The sequence below is a fragment of the Alteromonas australica genome (genome assembly GCF_000730385.1).
In the GTDB taxonomy this organism is placed as follows: Bacteria; Pseudomonadota; Gammaproteobacteria; order Enterobacterales; family Alteromonadaceae; genus Alteromonas; species Alteromonas australica.
The window spans coordinates 2258069-2274986 of sequence record NZ_CP008849.1 but is presented as its reverse complement, the minus strand read 5'-3'; the positions used below and the strand labels follow the sequence as shown (position 1 = coordinate 2274986).

Here is a 16918-nt window from a genome sequence, read left to right as displayed (position 1 = left end):
GTTTAACGGCTAACGCATTGGGCTTTTTAAGTTAATAATTGATAGCGGATTTGTTCCGCTATTCGATTAATGGTTTCTTCCCCTTTTGCGCATAACTCTTCGGCACGATGAAATTCCATAATGCCTACATCGGTTAATTGGGGCTCAATAAGAATATCTGGCGGATCGCCCGCGAGTCTGGAACGGGTTACTCTGGCTTGAAGAATCTCTAACGAACTGCTCATGACGCTCATAATACCCGGTGGATTACGTTTGTTAACCTTTACCGGTACCTCTGTGAGTTCTTCTTCGACTTTTTCAATAACCTCTGCGGCAAGTGAATCATCGGTTTGCGCTTCTGTATCTTTATCGTCTCGTTTGCTATCTGGTGAAAACCACTGCTTTAAAACATTTTGGCTTTTGGTGAAGAAGTCTTCGGTTTTACGTTGGTTTTCTTCATGGTCTTGGCGCAGTTTTTCTAGCCTAAGTGGCCTAAAGTCGGCGTTTAAGTTAACCGCAATGACAAAATCAGCGCCCAATTGACGACAAAGGTTCACGGGCACTGGATTTACCACTGCACCATCAACCAGCCATCTGTCTTCATAAGGTACAGGGGAAAACAAAGCGGGAATAGCGCAAGAAGCTTGAATACTGTTTCCCACAGGACCTGAGTTGAACACGACTTCACGGCCGGTATATAAATCTGTGGCTACCGACGCAAAGGGTTTGTTCATTTCTTCATAGCTTTCTGCACAAAACTCAGACGCCAATTTGTCGAATACTTTTTGTCCACTTGCCAAGCCACCGCGGCGTAAACCAACACCCATAAGCGCTAATACTTGCCAATCGCTTAGGGAACAAGACCACTCTTTTAGCCCCTCTAACTTGCCGCTTGCATAGGCAGCACCGACATAAGCGCCAATTGAACACCCAGCAACCACATCGATTTTTATGCCGAGTTTTTCCAACGCTTGGATAATACCTATATGGGTCCAACCTCTTGCGGCGCCAGCGCCTAGTGCTAAGCCAATCTTCATTTACTTTGCTTCCGTCATGTTCACTATGTGAATATCGTTTTCTTCTTCAGCAGTGGGTTGAGTATCAAAGCTAGGAGGATCAAAACCAATATCACCGTCTGCCACCGGCGCATCTTGCGTCTTGATGCTTTTAAAATCGTATAAGTTTTTATCTACTAAATGGGAAGGTGCCACATTCTGTAATGCCCTAAACATAGACTCAATTCGCCCTGGAAATCGTCTGTTCCAGTCTTGTAGCATGGCTTTAATATTCTGACGCTGCAGATTCTCTTGCGAGCCACATAAATTACAGGGAATAATGGGAAACTCAGCAGCCTCGGAATATTTGATAATGTCTTTTTCATTACAATAAGCGAGGGGGCGAATAACAATGTGCTCGCCATTGTCGCTCACTAGTTTAGGTGGCATAGATTTTAACTTGCCGCCATGAAACATGTTCAAAAAGAAGGTTTCAAGCATGTCGTCTCTGTGGTGACCCAGGGCAATTTTTGTTGCGCCTAGTTCTTTCGCCGTACGGTACAAAATCCCTCTGCGCAAGCGAGAACAAAGCGAGCAGGTCGTTTTACCTTCAGGTATTTTGTCTTTTACAATGGAGTAGGTGTCTTCTTCAACAATTTTATACTCTACCCCTAAGCTATCTAAGTATTGCGGTAGGACATGCTCAGGAAATCCAGGTTGTTTTTGATCGAGATTAACCGCCACGATATCAAAATGAATGGGTGCAATTTTTTTCAAAAACATGAGGATATCTAGCATGGTGTAGCTATCTTTTCCACCAGATAAGCACACCATGACTTTATCGTTATGCTCAATCATACCGAAATCAGCAATGGCCTTACCCACGTTGCGACGTAAGCGTTTTTGAAGCTTATTTAGGTTGTATTTTTGTTTACTTTGCGATGGGCTATTAGCAACATCTGCACTGCTGATATTTGCACTCATAATAATACTGGCTTGGTTACTGCGAAAGCCGCCATTATACAACAAAGTCGACTTTATGAGCCATGCTAGTAAACACAATAACCCGCTTTAACGAAATTATTGCGCAATGTGCAGATAATGGGCTGTCGCTATTTTTTATTCGCTAACGGCGATACAAAACCATCAGGTTTTACGGCCAGCACGTCGCAATCTAGTTCGTCAATCACGTGTTCTGCCGTATTGCCAATTAGTGCTGCCGACAGTCCCACCCGCCCGACGGTGCCAATTATCACTAATTCCGCGTCAATATCTTTGGCTACCATGGGGATGACTTTTTCTGGTAAGCCTTCTTTTACATAGGTGTTTGCTGTGGTAATACCGTATTTTTTTGCATGGCCTGCCATTTCAGCTTGGTGATGATGTTTTACCGAGTTGTTGTAAGCGTCAGGGTCAAATTCAGGTACTTCTATCGCAATATTTAACGGTGTAGAAGGGTAACTGTTGACGAGATTGACATTGCCGTTCAGTAACTTTGCATAATCATTGGCAATCACAGTCAGTTTATCGTTCAATAGATTATGTTCGTCATCTTCAGAACCCACATTCACCGCAGCGATGATTTGGCCACCTTCTGGCCAATCATGCTCTTTTACTAATAGCACCGGGCTAGGGCACTTACGCAGTAAATGCCAGTCGGTTGGCGTAAAAATAACCGAGGCGAGATCATCGTGACGCTTAGTAGCTTTTACTACTAAATCAATATCGTTATCAATAACATGGTGAATCACTGCCTCAAAAGCGCGATTATTCCACTGAACCACAATGTCTATGTGGGAAAAGCCAAGTTGGCGTAAGTGTTCTGACAGCCAGCTTGCATGCTCTTTGGTAACGGCGTCTTTCATAGCCTCACGTTCATCCGGGCTTAACATGGTGGTCATATCATAGGATAAATCGTATACCACCAGCATAGCGGTGATCGTTGCGCCTGTTTTGTCAGATATTTCTTGAGCGCGACTGAGGGCGGGCTGGGTGTCTCTCTCCAGTTCTACAACAGCGAGAATGTGTTGATAATTAATCATAACCCCTCCGAACTTCATCGTTTGCGATAGTTATGATGTAAGTGTAATACCTATTTGTAAAAACGTAAGTTGTTTTAGATCAAAGCGATTACAAAATATCAGATACCTGTACAGGCAATCGTTGGTACAGTGACATTTTGTAGTTTACTGTCCAATGCGTCGAAATTGAGAATAGTGATAAGTTTGCCGTCTACGCGAATGATCGCTTCTTTTTGAAAGCGACTTAATAAACGGCTTATTGTCTCAATGGTTAACCCTAAATAGTTGCCTATTTCGTTTCTTGTCATCGTTAAATGAAACTCACGATGGGAGAACCCTCGCTCTTCAAAACGGCCAGAAAGATGCGCCAGAAAATATAACAACCTTTCTTCGGCAGAACGCTTATTGAGTAACATGATCATATCATGATCCTGCTTAATTTCAGCGCTCATAAAGCTCATGATCTGGCGGCGCAATTTGGGGAATTGCACCGACATTTCATCTAATGTTTCGTAGGGGAGTTCGCACACCATCGCGGTTTCAAGCGCTTGGGTATAGCTTTGATGCTTTTGGCTACGAAGGGCGTCAAAGCCGATGATGTCGCCAGGAAAATGAAAGCCGGTAATTTGCTCTTCACCATCAGCGTTAGTGACAAAGGATTTGAAAGAACCGGTGCGTACAGCAAATAACGAATGAAATACATCGCCATTTTTTACCAGCGCGTCGCCTTTATGCAGGGGCTTTTTTCGTTCAATAATGTCGTCTAGCGACTCAATTTCTGTTTTATTCAGCGCCACGGGTAAACATAAATGACTAAAACTGCAATTTTGGCAGTGAATTGAAAACTCGCTTCCTTTGCTCATAATAACCGCACCTAAACTGGTAAACTCTACGTAAATGTTACTACGATAGCGGCTAAAATGCGCGATAAATTAAATAAATTGCATATAAGGCCATACAAACCGCCAGTGTTTGTCGAAGTTTTGGCTGCTGGAAAGCAGACACAATGTAAGCCGCCCCCGTGCTTGCCGCGAGTAATGTAGGTAAAGTGCCCAAGCCAAACGCAAACATAATGGCAGCACCGTCCACCGCTGTCCCTGATGCTAATGCCCAAGTAAGGGTGGAATACACGAGTCCGCAAGGTAACCAGCCCCAAATAAAGCCGTACGGTAACGCATGCCAAGGGGTTTTAAAGGGGAGAAAGCGTTTGGAATAAGGTTGAATACGTTTAAATATGCCTTTCCCTAGGGCCTCAACATGGGTTAAGCCTGTCCACCATTTTCCCAAATAACAGGCTAAGGCCAACAGCATTAAAGCGCTGAGTAACGAAAGCACATAAGATGCGACAGGAATATAGTGGCGGGCAATTTGCCCCATGGCACCTGTGATTGTACCAGCTAAGGTGTAACTAGCTATACGACCAAGGTTGTAGGCGAGGGTAAAAGGAAACGCGGGCTTATGGCTAGGCGTAACCGAACGAAGCGCAGCGACAATACCACCGCACATGCCAACGCAGTGTACGCCCCCAGCAATACCGATGAGAAATGCTGACAACAGATTAATTTCTGTCATCGTTTTCCTGATTTTGTTGCACTTTTTTGCGTTCTTCAGCCAAGGCTTTTTCCTCTGGCGATAAATCATCATCAAATAAAATGCTGTAACCCTGGCGGTCTAAATCTTCAAATTGATTCGAGCGTACCGCCCAAAAAAAGATAACCACGGCCACTGCAACAATAATAATGGCGATAGGGATAAGAACGTAGATAATACTCATATTAATTATTTACTTAATAGTCGTGTTGAATTGGTTACTACGATAATACTGCTGAGAGACATACCCACAACGGCCATCCAGGGAGACAACACACCGGCAATGGCAAAGGGAAGAATCAAAATATTGTAACCTACAGACCACGCGATATTTTGTCTAATTTTACGTTTAACACTTAGGGCAACATTAAGTAGCTGTGGCACGGATAAAAGACTATCACCCAGCAAGATGACATCGGCTGCCGTTTTTGCCACATCGGTGGCGTTACCCACTGCAACAGCCACGTCTGCACTTGCAAGCACTGGCGCATCATTTATCCCGTCACCCATCATAAGGACTTTTTTGTTTTGCTGTTGAAGCTTTTGTACTTCTTCAAACTTTTGCTCCGGGGACAGGCCACCAAGGGCACGTTGAATAGGCAGGGTGTTAACAATATTATTCACGTTTTCTTGGGTGTCACCACTTAATACCATCAACTGATATTGGCTTAGCATATCTAATGTGGCTTGCGTGTCATCACGTAACTTGTCACTGACTAAAAACGCCGCTATTAGCGTCTTGCCAGACACCAGTAGCACGTTGGCAACGAACGGCAAATTGGCGGGGAGTGATACGCCACAATAGGAAGCAGATCCCATGGAAAATGCACTGCCATTCACGTTTCCGCTAATTCCGCCTCCTGGCGTGACTTCGAAGTCTGATACTTTGTGCTTAATCTTACCTGTAAATGCTTGTTGAATAGGGTGCTCTGAGCGCGCTTCAAGTGCTACGGCAATGTCCATCGCTGTGGTTTTATCTACACCCTCTGCAAACCACGCCGTCTGAATGGAAAACTTCCCTTGTGTAAGGGTGCCGGTTTTATCTAACGCAATGGTGTCAATGTCATTGAGTTGCTCAAGGGCATCAGCACGCTTTAGCAAAATGCCTTGTTTATTTAGCTTGGCCACCGCGCAAGTGAGTGCCGAGGGCGTGGCTAAACCGAGTGCACAAGGGCATGTGGCAACCAACACGGAAATGGTAATCCAGAAGGCATCTTCATTGCCCACAAATGTCCAAAACCCGTAGGTGGCTGCTGAGATTACCAATACGGCGCTTACAAAATATCGAGAGAACTTGTCTGCCAGCAACGCGGCTTTGGGTTTGGAGGCCATAGCGCTGGCCTGTAAACGGACAATTTGATTAACCAACGCATGTTTTAGGCTTTGTGTGACTTTAATGGTTAATGCGCCATCTTGGGCAACGGTACCACCGTAAACACTAGCAGTAGGGCGTTTATTCACCGGATTAAACTCGCCGGTGAGCATACTTTCGTCCACAGAAGCGGTGCCTTCCAGCACGATACCGTCTACCGGAATGGTCTCGCCAGCCTTTACAAAAACAATATCTTCTGGCCTTAATTGCTTGGCTAAACAATTCGAAAATGTGCCATCTGCATTCACTTTTGTTGCTGATACCGGAATATACTGCGTCATATTGGCAGAGATTTGGGCTGCCTTATGTCGGCTTCTGTGCTCAAAAAAACGGCTAAGCAGTAATAAGAAGATGAACATACAGATTGATTCGAAGAACACTTCGCCGGTTTCAAGCAAGGTGGCTCGTAGGCCGGCAATATAAGTACCAAATACGGCAAGGGTAACAGGCACGTCCATGTTCACGGTTTTTGCACTTAACGCTTTAATGGCACCTAAGTAAAAATTGCTGCCAGAATAAAGCACCACAGGTGTGGTAAGGGTAAGCGCCACCCAATAAAAGTACTGACGTGTTTCTTGTTCAATGGCACCAAACCAATCGAAATACAATCCGGCCATAAGCATCATCACTTGCATCGTCATGATGCCTGCTAACCCGAGTTTCTTTAAAAAGGCTTTTTCTTCTCGTTTGTAGCTGGCTTCGTGTTCGTCGGCTTGAAAGGGCGAGGCGTGATAACCAATGCGCTTAAGGCCGGCCATAATTTGGCTAAGCTTAATGTCTTCATCTAGCCACGTCACTAATGCTCGCCGTTCTTGTACGTTTACGGCGACTTGCTTAATCCCTTTTACCTTGCTCAATTGCTTTTCAATTAGCCATCCGCAGGCGGCACAGGTTATTCCTTCCAAGGTAAGTTGAATTTGTTTGTAGTGACCTTCATCAAAAACAAAGTCTTCTTGTAGGGCGGGATCGTTATAAACAGCCAGTTCATCGAGTGTACTTAAAATGCTGTCATCCGACTTATTAGCGGGTTCTGTTCTAAATTGGTAGTAATCCTCTAAGCCGTTATCCACAATGGCTTGTGCCACTGCTAAACACCCTGGGCAGCACAGCTGCCGAGTGTCGCCTAAAATCTGGGTTTCAAAGATTTGCTTACTGTCATTGGGTAGTCCGCAATGATAGCACTGAGAAGAGGATGCCATTAGGGATTAAACTTTATCGCGCCAGAGTAGGGTAATTGCACAACGTTTTGAATTTTCCACGACTCATCAATAGGCGTGAGGCTAATACGCCATTTCCCATCAAGAGAAACCTCTGTTGAGCCACGATATACACCTTGTGCATCTCGTGCGAGTAAAATACTGGTGTCACGCTCTTCCAAAGTAACATGGTAAAAACTCAGTTTAAGCGCGGTGCCTTCTTGTGGAATACCAGAATGAAACTTCAACGCAATACGGCCATCATTCACAGTAAGCTCCGTGGTGATATTGCGTTTTCTCGCCATAATCTCTTTATCTAGTGTGGCGTTTATGGCTTTTCCTTCTTTATAGTAGTCGTCTACGACTAAGCTATCTTCGGTAGAAATCGCTAATTTTAGCAATACGCCCCCCATGATGAGGGTAATAATAGGGACGGCAATGAGGAACCAGGGCCAGAATTGTTTATACCAAGGAGTATTCATTAATCGGTTTTCTCGTGTTTACAGCATTAACGCCCTAGTCGTATTTCACTTTTTGCTTGATTTCAGCGGAAAATAAGACACTGGTATAGGGGCGACGACCCCTGAAAAGCTCAGGGCTACCTGTTTGTATTTTCTCATAAAAAAAGCCTCGTGATAACGAGGCTTTTTAGGATTTTAATGATTTACATCATTAATCATTTGAGAGGCTATATACGTAAGCCGCAACAACATGAATTTTATCTTCACCCAAGGTTTTCTTAAATGATGGCATAACGCCATTACGACCATAGGTAAGCGTTTCAGTTACTGCTCTGTGGCTGCCGCCGTAAAGCCAGATGTTGTCAGTCAGGTTAGGCGCACCCAGTGCTTGGTTGCCTTTGCCGTCTGCTCCGTGACAGGCAGCACACACTGCAAAGCGTGCTTGACCTGCTTCGGCTAACTGTGGGTCAACATCGCGACCGCTTAGGCTAAGTACGTAGTTAACGACTTCTTCAATGCCTTGCTCACCTAATGTGTCAATCCATGCTGGCATGGCAGCTTGACGCCCTAGGGTTAAGGTCTCAACAATTTTGGCACCAGAACCGCCGTATAACCAATCGTTATCCGTTAGGTTAGGGAAGCCACCGTTTTGACCGCGTGCATCAGAGCCGTGACACTGAGAACAATTTTGTAGGAACAAACGTTGACCTACTTTATTGGCTTCAGGATCTTTCGCTAGCTCTTCTACCGGTACTTTTGCATACGCAGCGAAAATAGGATCGAATTTTTCAGCCGCATAATCTAACTCACGATCATACTGAACAAACTCGCCATTTTCTGTCGCGTCAATACGCGCTTGCATCGATTCTTCTAAAGATTGGATATTTTGGTTCGAACTCTTCCAACCAAAAATACCTTCGTAAGACCCAAGACCTGGGTACAACGCAAGATAAATGAATCCCCAAACGATGGTCATGTAGAACATAATTGTCCACCAACGAGGTAGCTGGTTATTGAGTTCCTCAATACCATCAAACTCGTGACCCATTGACTCACCTTCTGGCACGCCTGTCTGGTTGGATAAACACCAGCGCAGAAGGAAGTAGCAACCAATGATTAACCCAAGGGTTATCACTGAAATCCAAATTGTCCAAAACATACTCATGAGTTCAAGACTCCTGCTAATCTTCTTTTGATTTTTCTTTTTCTTCGTCTGCAAACGGTAGGTTTGCGGCTTCATCAAACTTCTGTTTGTTACGGCCACTGAAGGCCCACCAAACAATGCCGATGAAGCAAACAAAGACGATGACAGTAAAAATGCTGCCTACAATTCCTTGATCCATATTATTTCAAATGTGTGCCAAGAGATTGTAGATAAGCAATAAGGGCTTGCATTTCCGTTTTACCCTGTACTGCCGCTTTCGCACCCGCGATATCTTCGTCGGTATACGGCACGCCGAAGCCACGGAATACTTCCATTTTTTCAGCTGTTAACTCGCCATCAAGCGTGTTTTCCGCAAGCCAAGGGAACCCTGGCATATTCGACTCAGGCACAACGTTACGAGGATTAAGCAGGTGAACTCGGTGCCATTCATCGCTGTAACGACCACCAACACGTGCTAAGTCAGGACCAGTACGCTTAGAGCCCCAAAGGAAAGGGTGCTCCCATACTGATTCGCCAGCAACGCTGTAGTGACCATAACGTTCTGTTTCAGCACGGAATGGACGAATCATCTGGCTATGACAACCTACACAGCCTTCACGGATGTAGATGTCACGACCTTCAAGTTCAAGTGCAGTGTAGGGACGTAAACCTGTTACCGGTTCCATCACCTGTTGTTGGAACATTAACGGGGTAATCTGCACCATAGCACCAAAGCTAATAGCGATAAGGATGAGTACCGTTAACAGGCCAACGTTCTTTTCAATTAACTCATGTGGGTTTTTCATTATTCGTCTCCTTTACTACGCTGGCTGAGTCGCTGGGTCTGCAGCGATACTGCCTTTAGGGGCACGAACGGTTTTCCATGTGTTGTATGCCATAACAAGCATACCCGCTACCACGAAACAACCACCAATGAATCGAACCACATAGAAAGGCTTAGACGCTTCTAATGATTCTACAAAACTGTAGGTTAAGGTGCCGTCAGCATTAACTGCACGCCACATTAGACCTTGTAGTACACCAGACATCCACATAGCAACGATGTATAACACAACACCGATGGTCGCGAACCAGAAGTGCACGTTAACCAGTTTAGTACTGTACATAGCACGTTGACCAAACAACACTGGGATCAAGTGGTAAATTGAACCAATTGATACCATGGCAACCCAACCTAGTGCACCAGAGTGTACGTGGCCGATAGTCCAGTCAGTGTAGTGTGACAGTGCATTAACGGTCTTAATTGCCATCATTGGACCTTCGAAGGTAGACATACCGTAGAAAGACAATGAAACAATAAGGAAACGCAGTACAGGGTCGGTGCGAAGTTTATGCCACGCGCCAGATAGCGTCATAATACCGTTGATCATACCGCCCCAAGAAGGAACGAATAAGATAATTGACATCACCATACCCAAAGACTGAGTCCAGTCAGGTAGGGCAGTGTAGTGTAGGTGGTGAGGACCGGCCCAAATGTACAATGAAATTAGCGCCCAAAAGTGAACGATAGACAGTCTGTACGAGTAAACCGGGCGACCCGCCTGCTTAGGAACGAAGTAATACATCATGCCTAAGAAGCCCGCAGTTAAGAAGAAACCTACTGCGTTATGGCCGTACCACCATTGCATCATGGCGTCTACGGCGCCAGCATACAACGAATACGACTTAGTGAAAGACACCGGAATGGCCATGCTATTACCTATGTGCAATACAGCCACGGTAAGCATGAACGCGCCCAAGAACCAGTTTGCCACGTAAATATGCGACACTTTACGGATAACGAGGGTTCCGAAGAAGTTAATGATATAAGCGATCCAGACCAGCGCAATCAAGATATCGATTGGCCATTCTAGCTCAGCGTATTCTTTAGAACTGGTCAGTCCGAGAGGTAGCGAAACGATCGCTAACACAATAACGGCTTGCCAGCCCCAAAAGGTAAATGCGGCTAATTTGTCGCTGAACAGTCTTACCTGAGAGGTACGCTGAACAATATAGTATGACGTTGCGAACAATGCACAGCCACCGAAGGCAAAAATAACGGCATTGGTGTGTAACGGACGCAGACGCGAGAACGTTAGCCATGGTGTGTCAAAGTTGAGCATAGGTGCAAATAATTGCGCGGCAATAAATACCCCTAGGCCCATACCAATGATACCCCAGACTATGGTCATGATGGTAAATTGCCTAACTACTTTATAATTGTAATCAGGTTGTGCTTGGCTTATTTCACTCATTTTAATGAATCTTCCACTTCAAATGAACTATGGTCTCCAACTGCCGGAATAGTACGGTCGAGACGTGTATCAGCTAAGGAATAACGCTTCACACCGAGCTCGGAAAGAGTAATAATTATTGTCTCCAAGCCAGTTGGTACGCGGATGATAAGGTTTTTAATTACAAAAAGATACCATAAAGTCGCTATGCTTGATCTCCATCAATGAAGAAATACACAAAATTTAAGAAATGCTAAAAAACGAAAACAAATTTAAAACAAAAAATTTACATTCATGGCTAGGCCCGCTGTGTATTTTTCTTGTGGCGGCGACGCTTTTTATTGGGCACCGGTTCCAAGTTGCCAAGCAACAAGGTGACGATGCTACAAAGGGAATAGGCAATAGTTGTCATTTTGTCAACGGACGTTGCCGATTTTTAATTCAAGGCAGACAAGCCAGTGCGCATTTCTCTGAACCGCCAGAACCAGAAACCTCGGTCACACTCACCCTCACGTTACCCGCAGGTACTCAGGTTGAAAGTGCGTGGATAGAAGGGGTGAATATGTACATGGGAAAAATACCCGTACTGTTAGATCAGGAGGATCAGTCCCATTGGTCTGGGTGGTTTATGCTGGGCAGTTGCAGTGAAGCCTTTATGAAATGGCAATTGCGCGTGAACCTAAAAGACACAACCGAGCCAACGTATTTGTATTTTACCACTGAAACGTAAAACGCCTGAGCGACCCTTTTAAGTCTGCCTCAGGCATTGAATTAGTCACAATAATGAAATTGCCAAAAACGGGGTAACAGAGGATTACATCTGCGACTGAAGGTAGTTTTGTAATCCTAGGCGTTTAATCAGTCCGATTTGCTGCTCTAACCAATGAGCGTGATCCATTTCAGTATCGTCGAGTAACACAATAAGCATATCGCGGGTGACGTAATCTTTTTCTGTTTCGCATAATGCTATTACTTCACGCAATTTAGCATCAACTTCATACTCAACACGCAAGTCGCTTTCTAGCATTTCAGGTACGTCTTTACCCACTTTAAATCCAGTACGCGTTGTCATATCAGGCGTGCCTTCTAAAAACAGCATACGCTCAATAAGCTTAGTAGCGTGGCCACGCTCATCATCGAATTCGTGATCAATACGCTCGTAAAGCTTTTGCAAGCCCCAGTCTAAATACATTTGCGAATGGATAAAGTATTGATCCATGGCCGCAAGCTCATAAGAGAGAAGCTCATTAAGCCCATTAATAATTGCTTGATTACCTTTCATTAGTCTTCTCCCATCACTTGAGCTTGAAGATAGTTTTCTATTCCCATGGCATCAATTTGATACTCTTGCGTTTCAATCCAGTCTAAGTGTTCTTCTTCATACTCTAAGATGCTTTCAAGAAGATCACGGGACACGTAGTCTTGCTTTTCTTCGCAAAGTGCAATGGCTTCTCGTAATAGTGGCAATTGCTCTTTTTGAAAACGGCTATCGCATACCAGCATTTCCTGAGTATCTTCACCAATGTAAAGCTTACCCAACGCTTGAAGGTTAGGAAGCCCTTCAAGAAACAGAATACGCTCAATTAGGTCGTCTGCCTGTTTCATGTCTTTAATGGATTTTTTGTAATTCTTTTCGTTTAGTTCTTTCAAGCCCCAGTTTTTGAACATACGAGCATGAAGAAAATATTGGTTAATTGACGTTAACTCACTGGTTAATATGTCATTTAACTTTGCAACAACTTGTTTATCACCTTTCATTGCGTTAAACCCTTATCAAATTATGACGATAGTATAGGCCACATAACGTGAAAAATCAAAAAAATCCTTTAAATACAATGGGATACAAATGGCAATGGTTATCACTACATCCTTTGTTTGCATTTGATGCTGTGCCTAGGCTCTAGGCGCATCGACATACGCTAAACTTTCTTCAGCAAAACCTAACCCGGCTTCCGTGAAGAAGTTAAATACCTTATCAATATCATGGTTGAGCAACTCTTGAACTTCATCTTCGTAGCGTGCGATTGCGGCGACTTTTCCTGTGTAGCCCGCATTGGTCAGTTGTCGTTTAATGTTGATGGCATCTTGGATGGAGGGAAGCGCGAGTAAAATCAGCTTAACATTACGTAAATCAAGGTTGTCCCACAAATCAACATCTTCACCATCGCCCACAATGACATTATGACCTTCACTGTTCATTTGCTTCACTTTAAGCCTATCTGCATCCATGCCCCACACGTTAACATCGCCAAGTTTTGCTAATGCATTAAAAGCCCCTTTACCTACTCGCCCCATACCTAATACCAGGAATTCCGCGTTGTGTAAGGTAGGGTAGACGTCTTCTTTTAACCGAGTTTGCTTCTCGAAACGCTTAATCGCGTCTTTATATTTGTTATAGAGCGAATGGGAGTTGCGGTATACCACGCTGGTAAACACAAATGATATAGATACTGCAAGGGCAATAATCACTAACCATGTATTGGCCAATAAGCCCAAACTCACTGCTAATGCGCCCACAATAAGCCCGAACTCACTAAAATTTGAAAGCACCAAGCTAGCAAGGTAGGCGGTTCTACCCCGTAAACGCAGGGCAGTAAACAGGCCGAAGAATAAGCCCGCTTTCAGCGGAATAAACAAACAGAAAACGAGGGATAGGATGATCATATTCATGTCTGGTAGGGCAGTAAGACCAATGGTTAGGAAGAAACCAATTAAGAAAAGGTCTTTAAAACTCATTAGTGACTTAGCTAACTCAGTAGACTTTTCGTGTTGCGCAAGCATGATGCCGAAAATAAGCGCGCCAAGATCGCCTTTAATATTCACTAACTCGAAAAGATTGTAGCCGCCCAAGGCAAGAATAAAACCAGTTAGCGGTAATAACTCGCCGTGTCCAGATTGATTGATTATGCGGTGAATAAAAGGCAGTGCTGGAATAAGCGCAAGTAACCCTAAGGCCCACACAGACGGCAGTTTACCGGTGGCTGCCACTAAGAAGATAACGGCAAACACATCCTGCATAACCAAAATACCAATAGCAAGCCTGCCGTGACGCGTTTTACTTTCGCCACTTTCTTCAAGCACTTTCACTACACAAACAGTGCTTGAAAAGCTCAGTGCAAACGCGATCAGCATGGCGCTTTGTAACGTTAATCCGCCAACAAACTGACTGGCAAGCGCGGCCACACCATAGACCGCGCCGGTAATGACAATCACCCAAAGTAGAGTATGACTTAGGCTACCCGCCCATACTTCGCGTTTGCTTAAATCGCGAATGTTAAGTTTTAAGCCGATGGTGAAAAGCATAATCGTTATGCCTAAATTCGCGATGGTTGTGAGCTCGTCTGTAAGGGTATAACCGGCAATATTCAGTAAGAAACCCGCTAATAAATAGCCTACCAAAGGCGGTATACCGACGAGTTTAACGGTTAAACCACATACAAATGCAAACAGAAGAAATGCATACTCCATGAAATACCTTTCATCATTTCAGTTAATGTACAAAGCACGGCCCAAAAATGGGCGACGTAAGGACTAAAGTTAAACTAACCGGAATAGACTAGCATGTAATTGAAAACTAGCGTATTGAAATCTGAAAATAGCGTTACGCATAACCATATTTTTGAGGCAGAGGCTTGTGCCTAACGAATTGTTATTAAACTAAATTTGAACTAAATCTAGCGTGGCCGTGTAAACACACTAGATAACTAACTGAGGATTAATATGCGGAATTGGATCATTGGTGTTTTAACACTTATTGTGGCGATAAATGCCATCCTCGGATTGATATACCAGCCGGTGTGGTGGTTCCTTATTCTAACGTTTTTTGTTTGGTGTGTTGCGATTTACGATGCGAACCAAAAACACCATTCGATACTTAGAAACTTCCCATTAATTGGCCGCGTGCGATGGACCGTTGAAGCGTTGCGTCCGTATTTGCAGCAATATGTGCTAGAAACGGACACCGGCGGCGCACCTATTTCTAGAATGTTTAGAACCATTGTTTATCAGCGTGCTAAAAATAACCGAGAAACCGTTCCGTTTGGCACCCAACTCGATACCTATGAAAATGGATATGAATGGATAGGCCACTCATTATCCGCCCGTGAATTGAAAGAAATGGACGACGACCCGAGAGTGAATATTGGTGGTCCAGATTGCAAAAAGCCTTACAGTGCGAGTGTACTTAATATCAGTGCCATGAGTTTTGGTAGCTTATCGAAAAATGCCATATTAGCCCTGAATAAAGGCGCAGCAAAAGGCGGTTTTTTTCACAATACCGGTGAAGGCGGATTAACACCTTATCACTTGGAAAATGGGGGAGATGTAGTGTGGCAAATTGGCACCGGCTATTTTGGTTGTCGCACTAAGGACGGCAGGTTTGATGAAAAAACTTTCGAAGAAAAAGCCCAGTTAGAACAAGTAAAAATGATTGAAATAAAGCTGAGCCAAGGGGCAAAGCCTGGTCATGGTGGTATTTTACCTGCGTATAAAAACACCCCTGAAATTGCGGATATTCGTGGCGTAGAACCTGGCACACAGGTTGATTCTCCACCCCGTCACAGCGCCTTTTCGACGCCCATAGAAATGGTAGATTTTATCACTAAGTTGCGAAAACTTAGTGGCGGTAAACCTGTTGGCATTAAGTTGGCTTTAGGTCGAAAAAGCGAGTTTGTCGCGATGTGTAAAGCCATGGTAAAAACCGGTGTAACGCCTGATTTTATTACCGTGGACGGCGGGGAAGGTGGCACAGGCGCTGCGCCCCTTGAATATACAAATTCAATTGGCTTTCCTTTACGAGAAGCCCTCGCATTTGTTGATGATTGTTTAATTGGTTTTGATTTGCGTCACAAAATTAAAATTATCGCATCAGGTAAAATCATTACCGCTTTTCAACTCGCGAAAAATTTAAGCCTTGGAGCAGACTTGTGCAATAGCGCAAGAGGCATGATGTTGGCGTTAGGTTGTGTCCAGTCTTTGTCGTGCAATACAAATAGATGCCCCACGGGGGTGGCTACGCAGGATCCGAAACTGACGAAAGGCCTCGATGTGGCGGACAAGTCTATACGCGTGTATTTGTTTCATAAAAAAACATTGCATGCCCTCATGGATATTCTTTCGTCAACGGGCCATGTGAGTACTACAGAATTAAACAGAACTCATATTTTCAGACGGGTTAACCAATGTAACATAGCCCGTTACGATGAAATATTTCCCCTGGTCAAACGGGGAAGTTTACTGCAAGACGAGGTACCAGAGCGGTTTAAGCTTCACGTAAAAGAGGCAAACGCAGATAGCTTTATGCCGTGCAGTTTACTGGCAGACATTGAAGAGGAGACGAAAGAAGTCTCCTAATTTAGCTTGCTCTTTTGCCCTTGCTCTGTTTTTTCAGGCATACGTAGCTGATATAAACGATATTCAGACGTGCGATAAGGAACCACTTTGTACGTCGATTGCAAAAAAGTGACTAAATCGATGAGTTCGCTGACGGTTAGCTCATCGTTCACGTTTCTCATCAGCGATACACCATCTTCAGAAGTTACACTCAATGGTTGTCTGCGTGTTAATTTGTGAGAGGGGTTTATTACACTGGTAACGAGTTCCCCATACGTGGTAATTCTGCCACTTGAGCCTCCCAGTGGAACGGGCTTGCTGATGTGATAAACATGGTTTTCGTCTACATTTATACCTTCCATTGTGTGACAGTCGGTACATTGGTGACGAACAAACACGGCTTTGCCTTTATCGATATCACCCTCGGGCAAACTAAAGCCCCGTGGTGAATTAGCACCGAGATCGCAACCCGCTAACAGTGTGCTGGCGACGAATACAACGAGAATATATTTAATCATGGCTTTAAGTTTCCCAACAGGTTATGACACTATAAGTATGTGACAACCTGTGTGAAAAGATTTGATTTCAATCAAGG

18 protein-coding genes are annotated in these 16918 nt (G+C 44.3%); 2 read left to right on the top strand and 16 right to left on the bottom strand.

The window, feature by feature from the left end; genetic code table 11:
• Positions 1 to 26: 26 nt before the first annotated feature.
• From EP13_RS09975 to ccoN, 12 genes are all read right to left on the bottom strand, one after another.
• Entirely contained in the window at positions 27 to 1016 is a 990-nt protein-coding gene (locus EP13_RS09975; RefSeq protein ID WP_044057167.1) for a patatin-like phospholipase family protein, read from the bottom strand.
• Positions 1017 to 1958 carry a tRNA 2-thiocytidine(32) synthetase TtcA gene (ttcA, locus tag EP13_RS09970; RefSeq protein WP_044058889.1) on the bottom strand — a complete coding sequence of 314 codons (942 nt, stop codon included), beginning with the start codon at positions 1956 to 1958 and terminating at the stop codon, positions 1017 to 1019.
• Between the two features lie 128 nt (positions 1959 to 2086).
• Positions 2087 to 3016 (bottom strand): universal stress protein UspE, encoded by a 930-nt coding sequence (gene uspE, locus EP13_RS09965; RefSeq protein WP_044057166.1) that lies wholly within the window; start codon positions 3014 to 3016, stop codon positions 2087 to 2089.
• Between the two features lie 98 nt (positions 3017 to 3114).
• Complete coding sequence (fnr, locus tag EP13_RS09960) at positions 3115 to 3858, bottom strand: fumarate/nitrate reduction transcriptional regulator Fnr (protein WP_044057165.1); 744 nt, start codon at positions 3856 to 3858, stop codon at positions 3115 to 3117.
• Between the two features lie 52 nt (positions 3859 to 3910).
• Positions 3911 to 4567, bottom strand: coding sequence for a sulfite exporter TauE/SafE family protein (locus tag EP13_RS09955; RefSeq protein ID WP_044057164.1), 657 nt, complete (start codon positions 4565 to 4567; stop codon positions 3911 to 3913).
• Positions 4554 to 4769: a cbb3-type cytochrome oxidase assembly protein CcoS gene (ccoS, locus tag EP13_RS09950; protein ID WP_044057163.1), complete on the bottom strand. Its 216-nt coding sequence runs from the start codon at positions 4767 to 4769 to the stop codon at positions 4554 to 4556. The genes EP13_RS09955 and ccoS overlap by 14 nt, the downstream gene beginning before the upstream one ends.
• Positions 4770 to 4774: 5 nt before the next feature.
• Positions 4775 to 7156 carry a heavy metal translocating P-type ATPase gene (locus EP13_RS09945; protein ID WP_044057162.1) on the bottom strand — a complete coding sequence of 794 codons (2382 nt, stop codon included), beginning with the start codon at positions 7154 to 7156 and terminating at the stop codon, positions 4775 to 4777.
• A complete protein-coding gene (locus EP13_RS09940) occupies positions 7156 to 7635 on the bottom strand; it encodes a FixH family protein (RefSeq protein WP_044057161.1) in 480 nt (159 codons plus the stop codon). The genes EP13_RS09945 and EP13_RS09940 overlap by 1 nt, the downstream gene beginning before the upstream one ends.
• A gap of 190 nt (positions 7636 to 7825) precedes the next feature.
• Positions 7826 to 8779, bottom strand: coding sequence for a cytochrome-c oxidase, cbb3-type subunit III (gene ccoP / locus EP13_RS09935; protein WP_044057160.1), 954 nt, complete (start codon positions 8777 to 8779; stop codon positions 7826 to 7828).
• A gap of 16 nt (positions 8780 to 8795) precedes the next feature.
• Positions 8796 to 8957: a cbb3-type cytochrome oxidase subunit 3 gene (locus EP13_RS09930; RefSeq protein WP_044057159.1), complete on the bottom strand. Its 162-nt coding sequence runs from the start codon at positions 8955 to 8957 to the stop codon at positions 8796 to 8798.
• A 1-nt stretch (position 8958) separates the two neighbouring features.
• The gene (gene ccoO, locus EP13_RS09925; RefSeq protein WP_044057158.1) at positions 8959 to 9564 is read right to left on the bottom strand and encodes a cytochrome-c oxidase, cbb3-type subunit II; all 606 of its coding nucleotides are present in this window, start codon (positions 9562 to 9564) and stop codon (positions 8959 to 8961) included.
• A 15-nt stretch (positions 9565 to 9579) separates the two neighbouring features.
• Complete coding sequence (ccoN, locus tag EP13_RS09920; protein WP_044057157.1) at positions 9580 to 11013, bottom strand: cytochrome-c oxidase, cbb3-type subunit I; 1434 nt, start codon at positions 11011 to 11013, stop codon at positions 9580 to 9582.
• Positions 11014 to 11314: 301 nt separating this feature from the next.
• Between ccoN and EP13_RS09915 the strand changes: the two genes are divergently transcribed.
• On the top strand, positions 11315 to 11722 hold the full coding sequence (locus EP13_RS09915; RefSeq protein WP_231497850.1) for a hypothetical protein: 408 nt from the start codon (positions 11315 to 11317) through the stop codon (positions 11720 to 11722).
• 84 nt (positions 11723 to 11806) lie between these two features.
• Here EP13_RS09915 and bfr (EP13_RS09910) read toward each other — a convergent pair whose 3' ends face one another.
• The 3 genes from bfr (EP13_RS09910) to EP13_RS09900 form a co-directional block, all read right to left on the bottom strand.
• Complete coding sequence (gene bfr / locus EP13_RS09910; RefSeq protein WP_044057155.1) at positions 11807 to 12274, bottom strand: bacterioferritin; 468 nt, start codon at positions 12272 to 12274, stop codon at positions 11807 to 11809.
• Positions 12274 to 12750, bottom strand: coding sequence for a bacterioferritin (gene bfr / locus EP13_RS09905; protein WP_044057154.1), 477 nt, complete (start codon positions 12748 to 12750; stop codon positions 12274 to 12276). The genes bfr (EP13_RS09910) and bfr (EP13_RS09905) overlap by 1 nt, the downstream gene beginning before the upstream one ends.
• 135 nt (positions 12751 to 12885) lie before the next feature.
• The gene (locus tag EP13_RS09900) at positions 12886 to 14460 is read right to left on the bottom strand and encodes a cation:proton antiporter family protein (protein WP_044057153.1); all 1575 of its coding nucleotides are present in this window, start codon (positions 14458 to 14460) and stop codon (positions 12886 to 12888) included.
• A gap of 252 nt (positions 14461 to 14712) precedes the next feature.
• Here EP13_RS09900 and EP13_RS09895 point away from each other — a divergent pair, with 252 nt between their 5' ends.
• A complete protein-coding gene (locus EP13_RS09895) occupies positions 14713 to 16344 on the top strand; it encodes an FMN-binding glutamate synthase family protein (protein ID WP_044057151.1) in 1632 nt (543 codons plus the stop codon).
• Here the strand turns inward: EP13_RS09895 and EP13_RS09890 are convergent.
• Complete coding sequence (locus EP13_RS09890; RefSeq protein WP_197035926.1) at positions 16341 to 16841, bottom strand: c-type cytochrome; 501 nt, start codon at positions 16839 to 16841, stop codon at positions 16341 to 16343. The genes EP13_RS09895 and EP13_RS09890 overlap by 4 nt on opposite strands.
• Positions 16842 to 16918 lie beyond the last annotated feature (77 nt).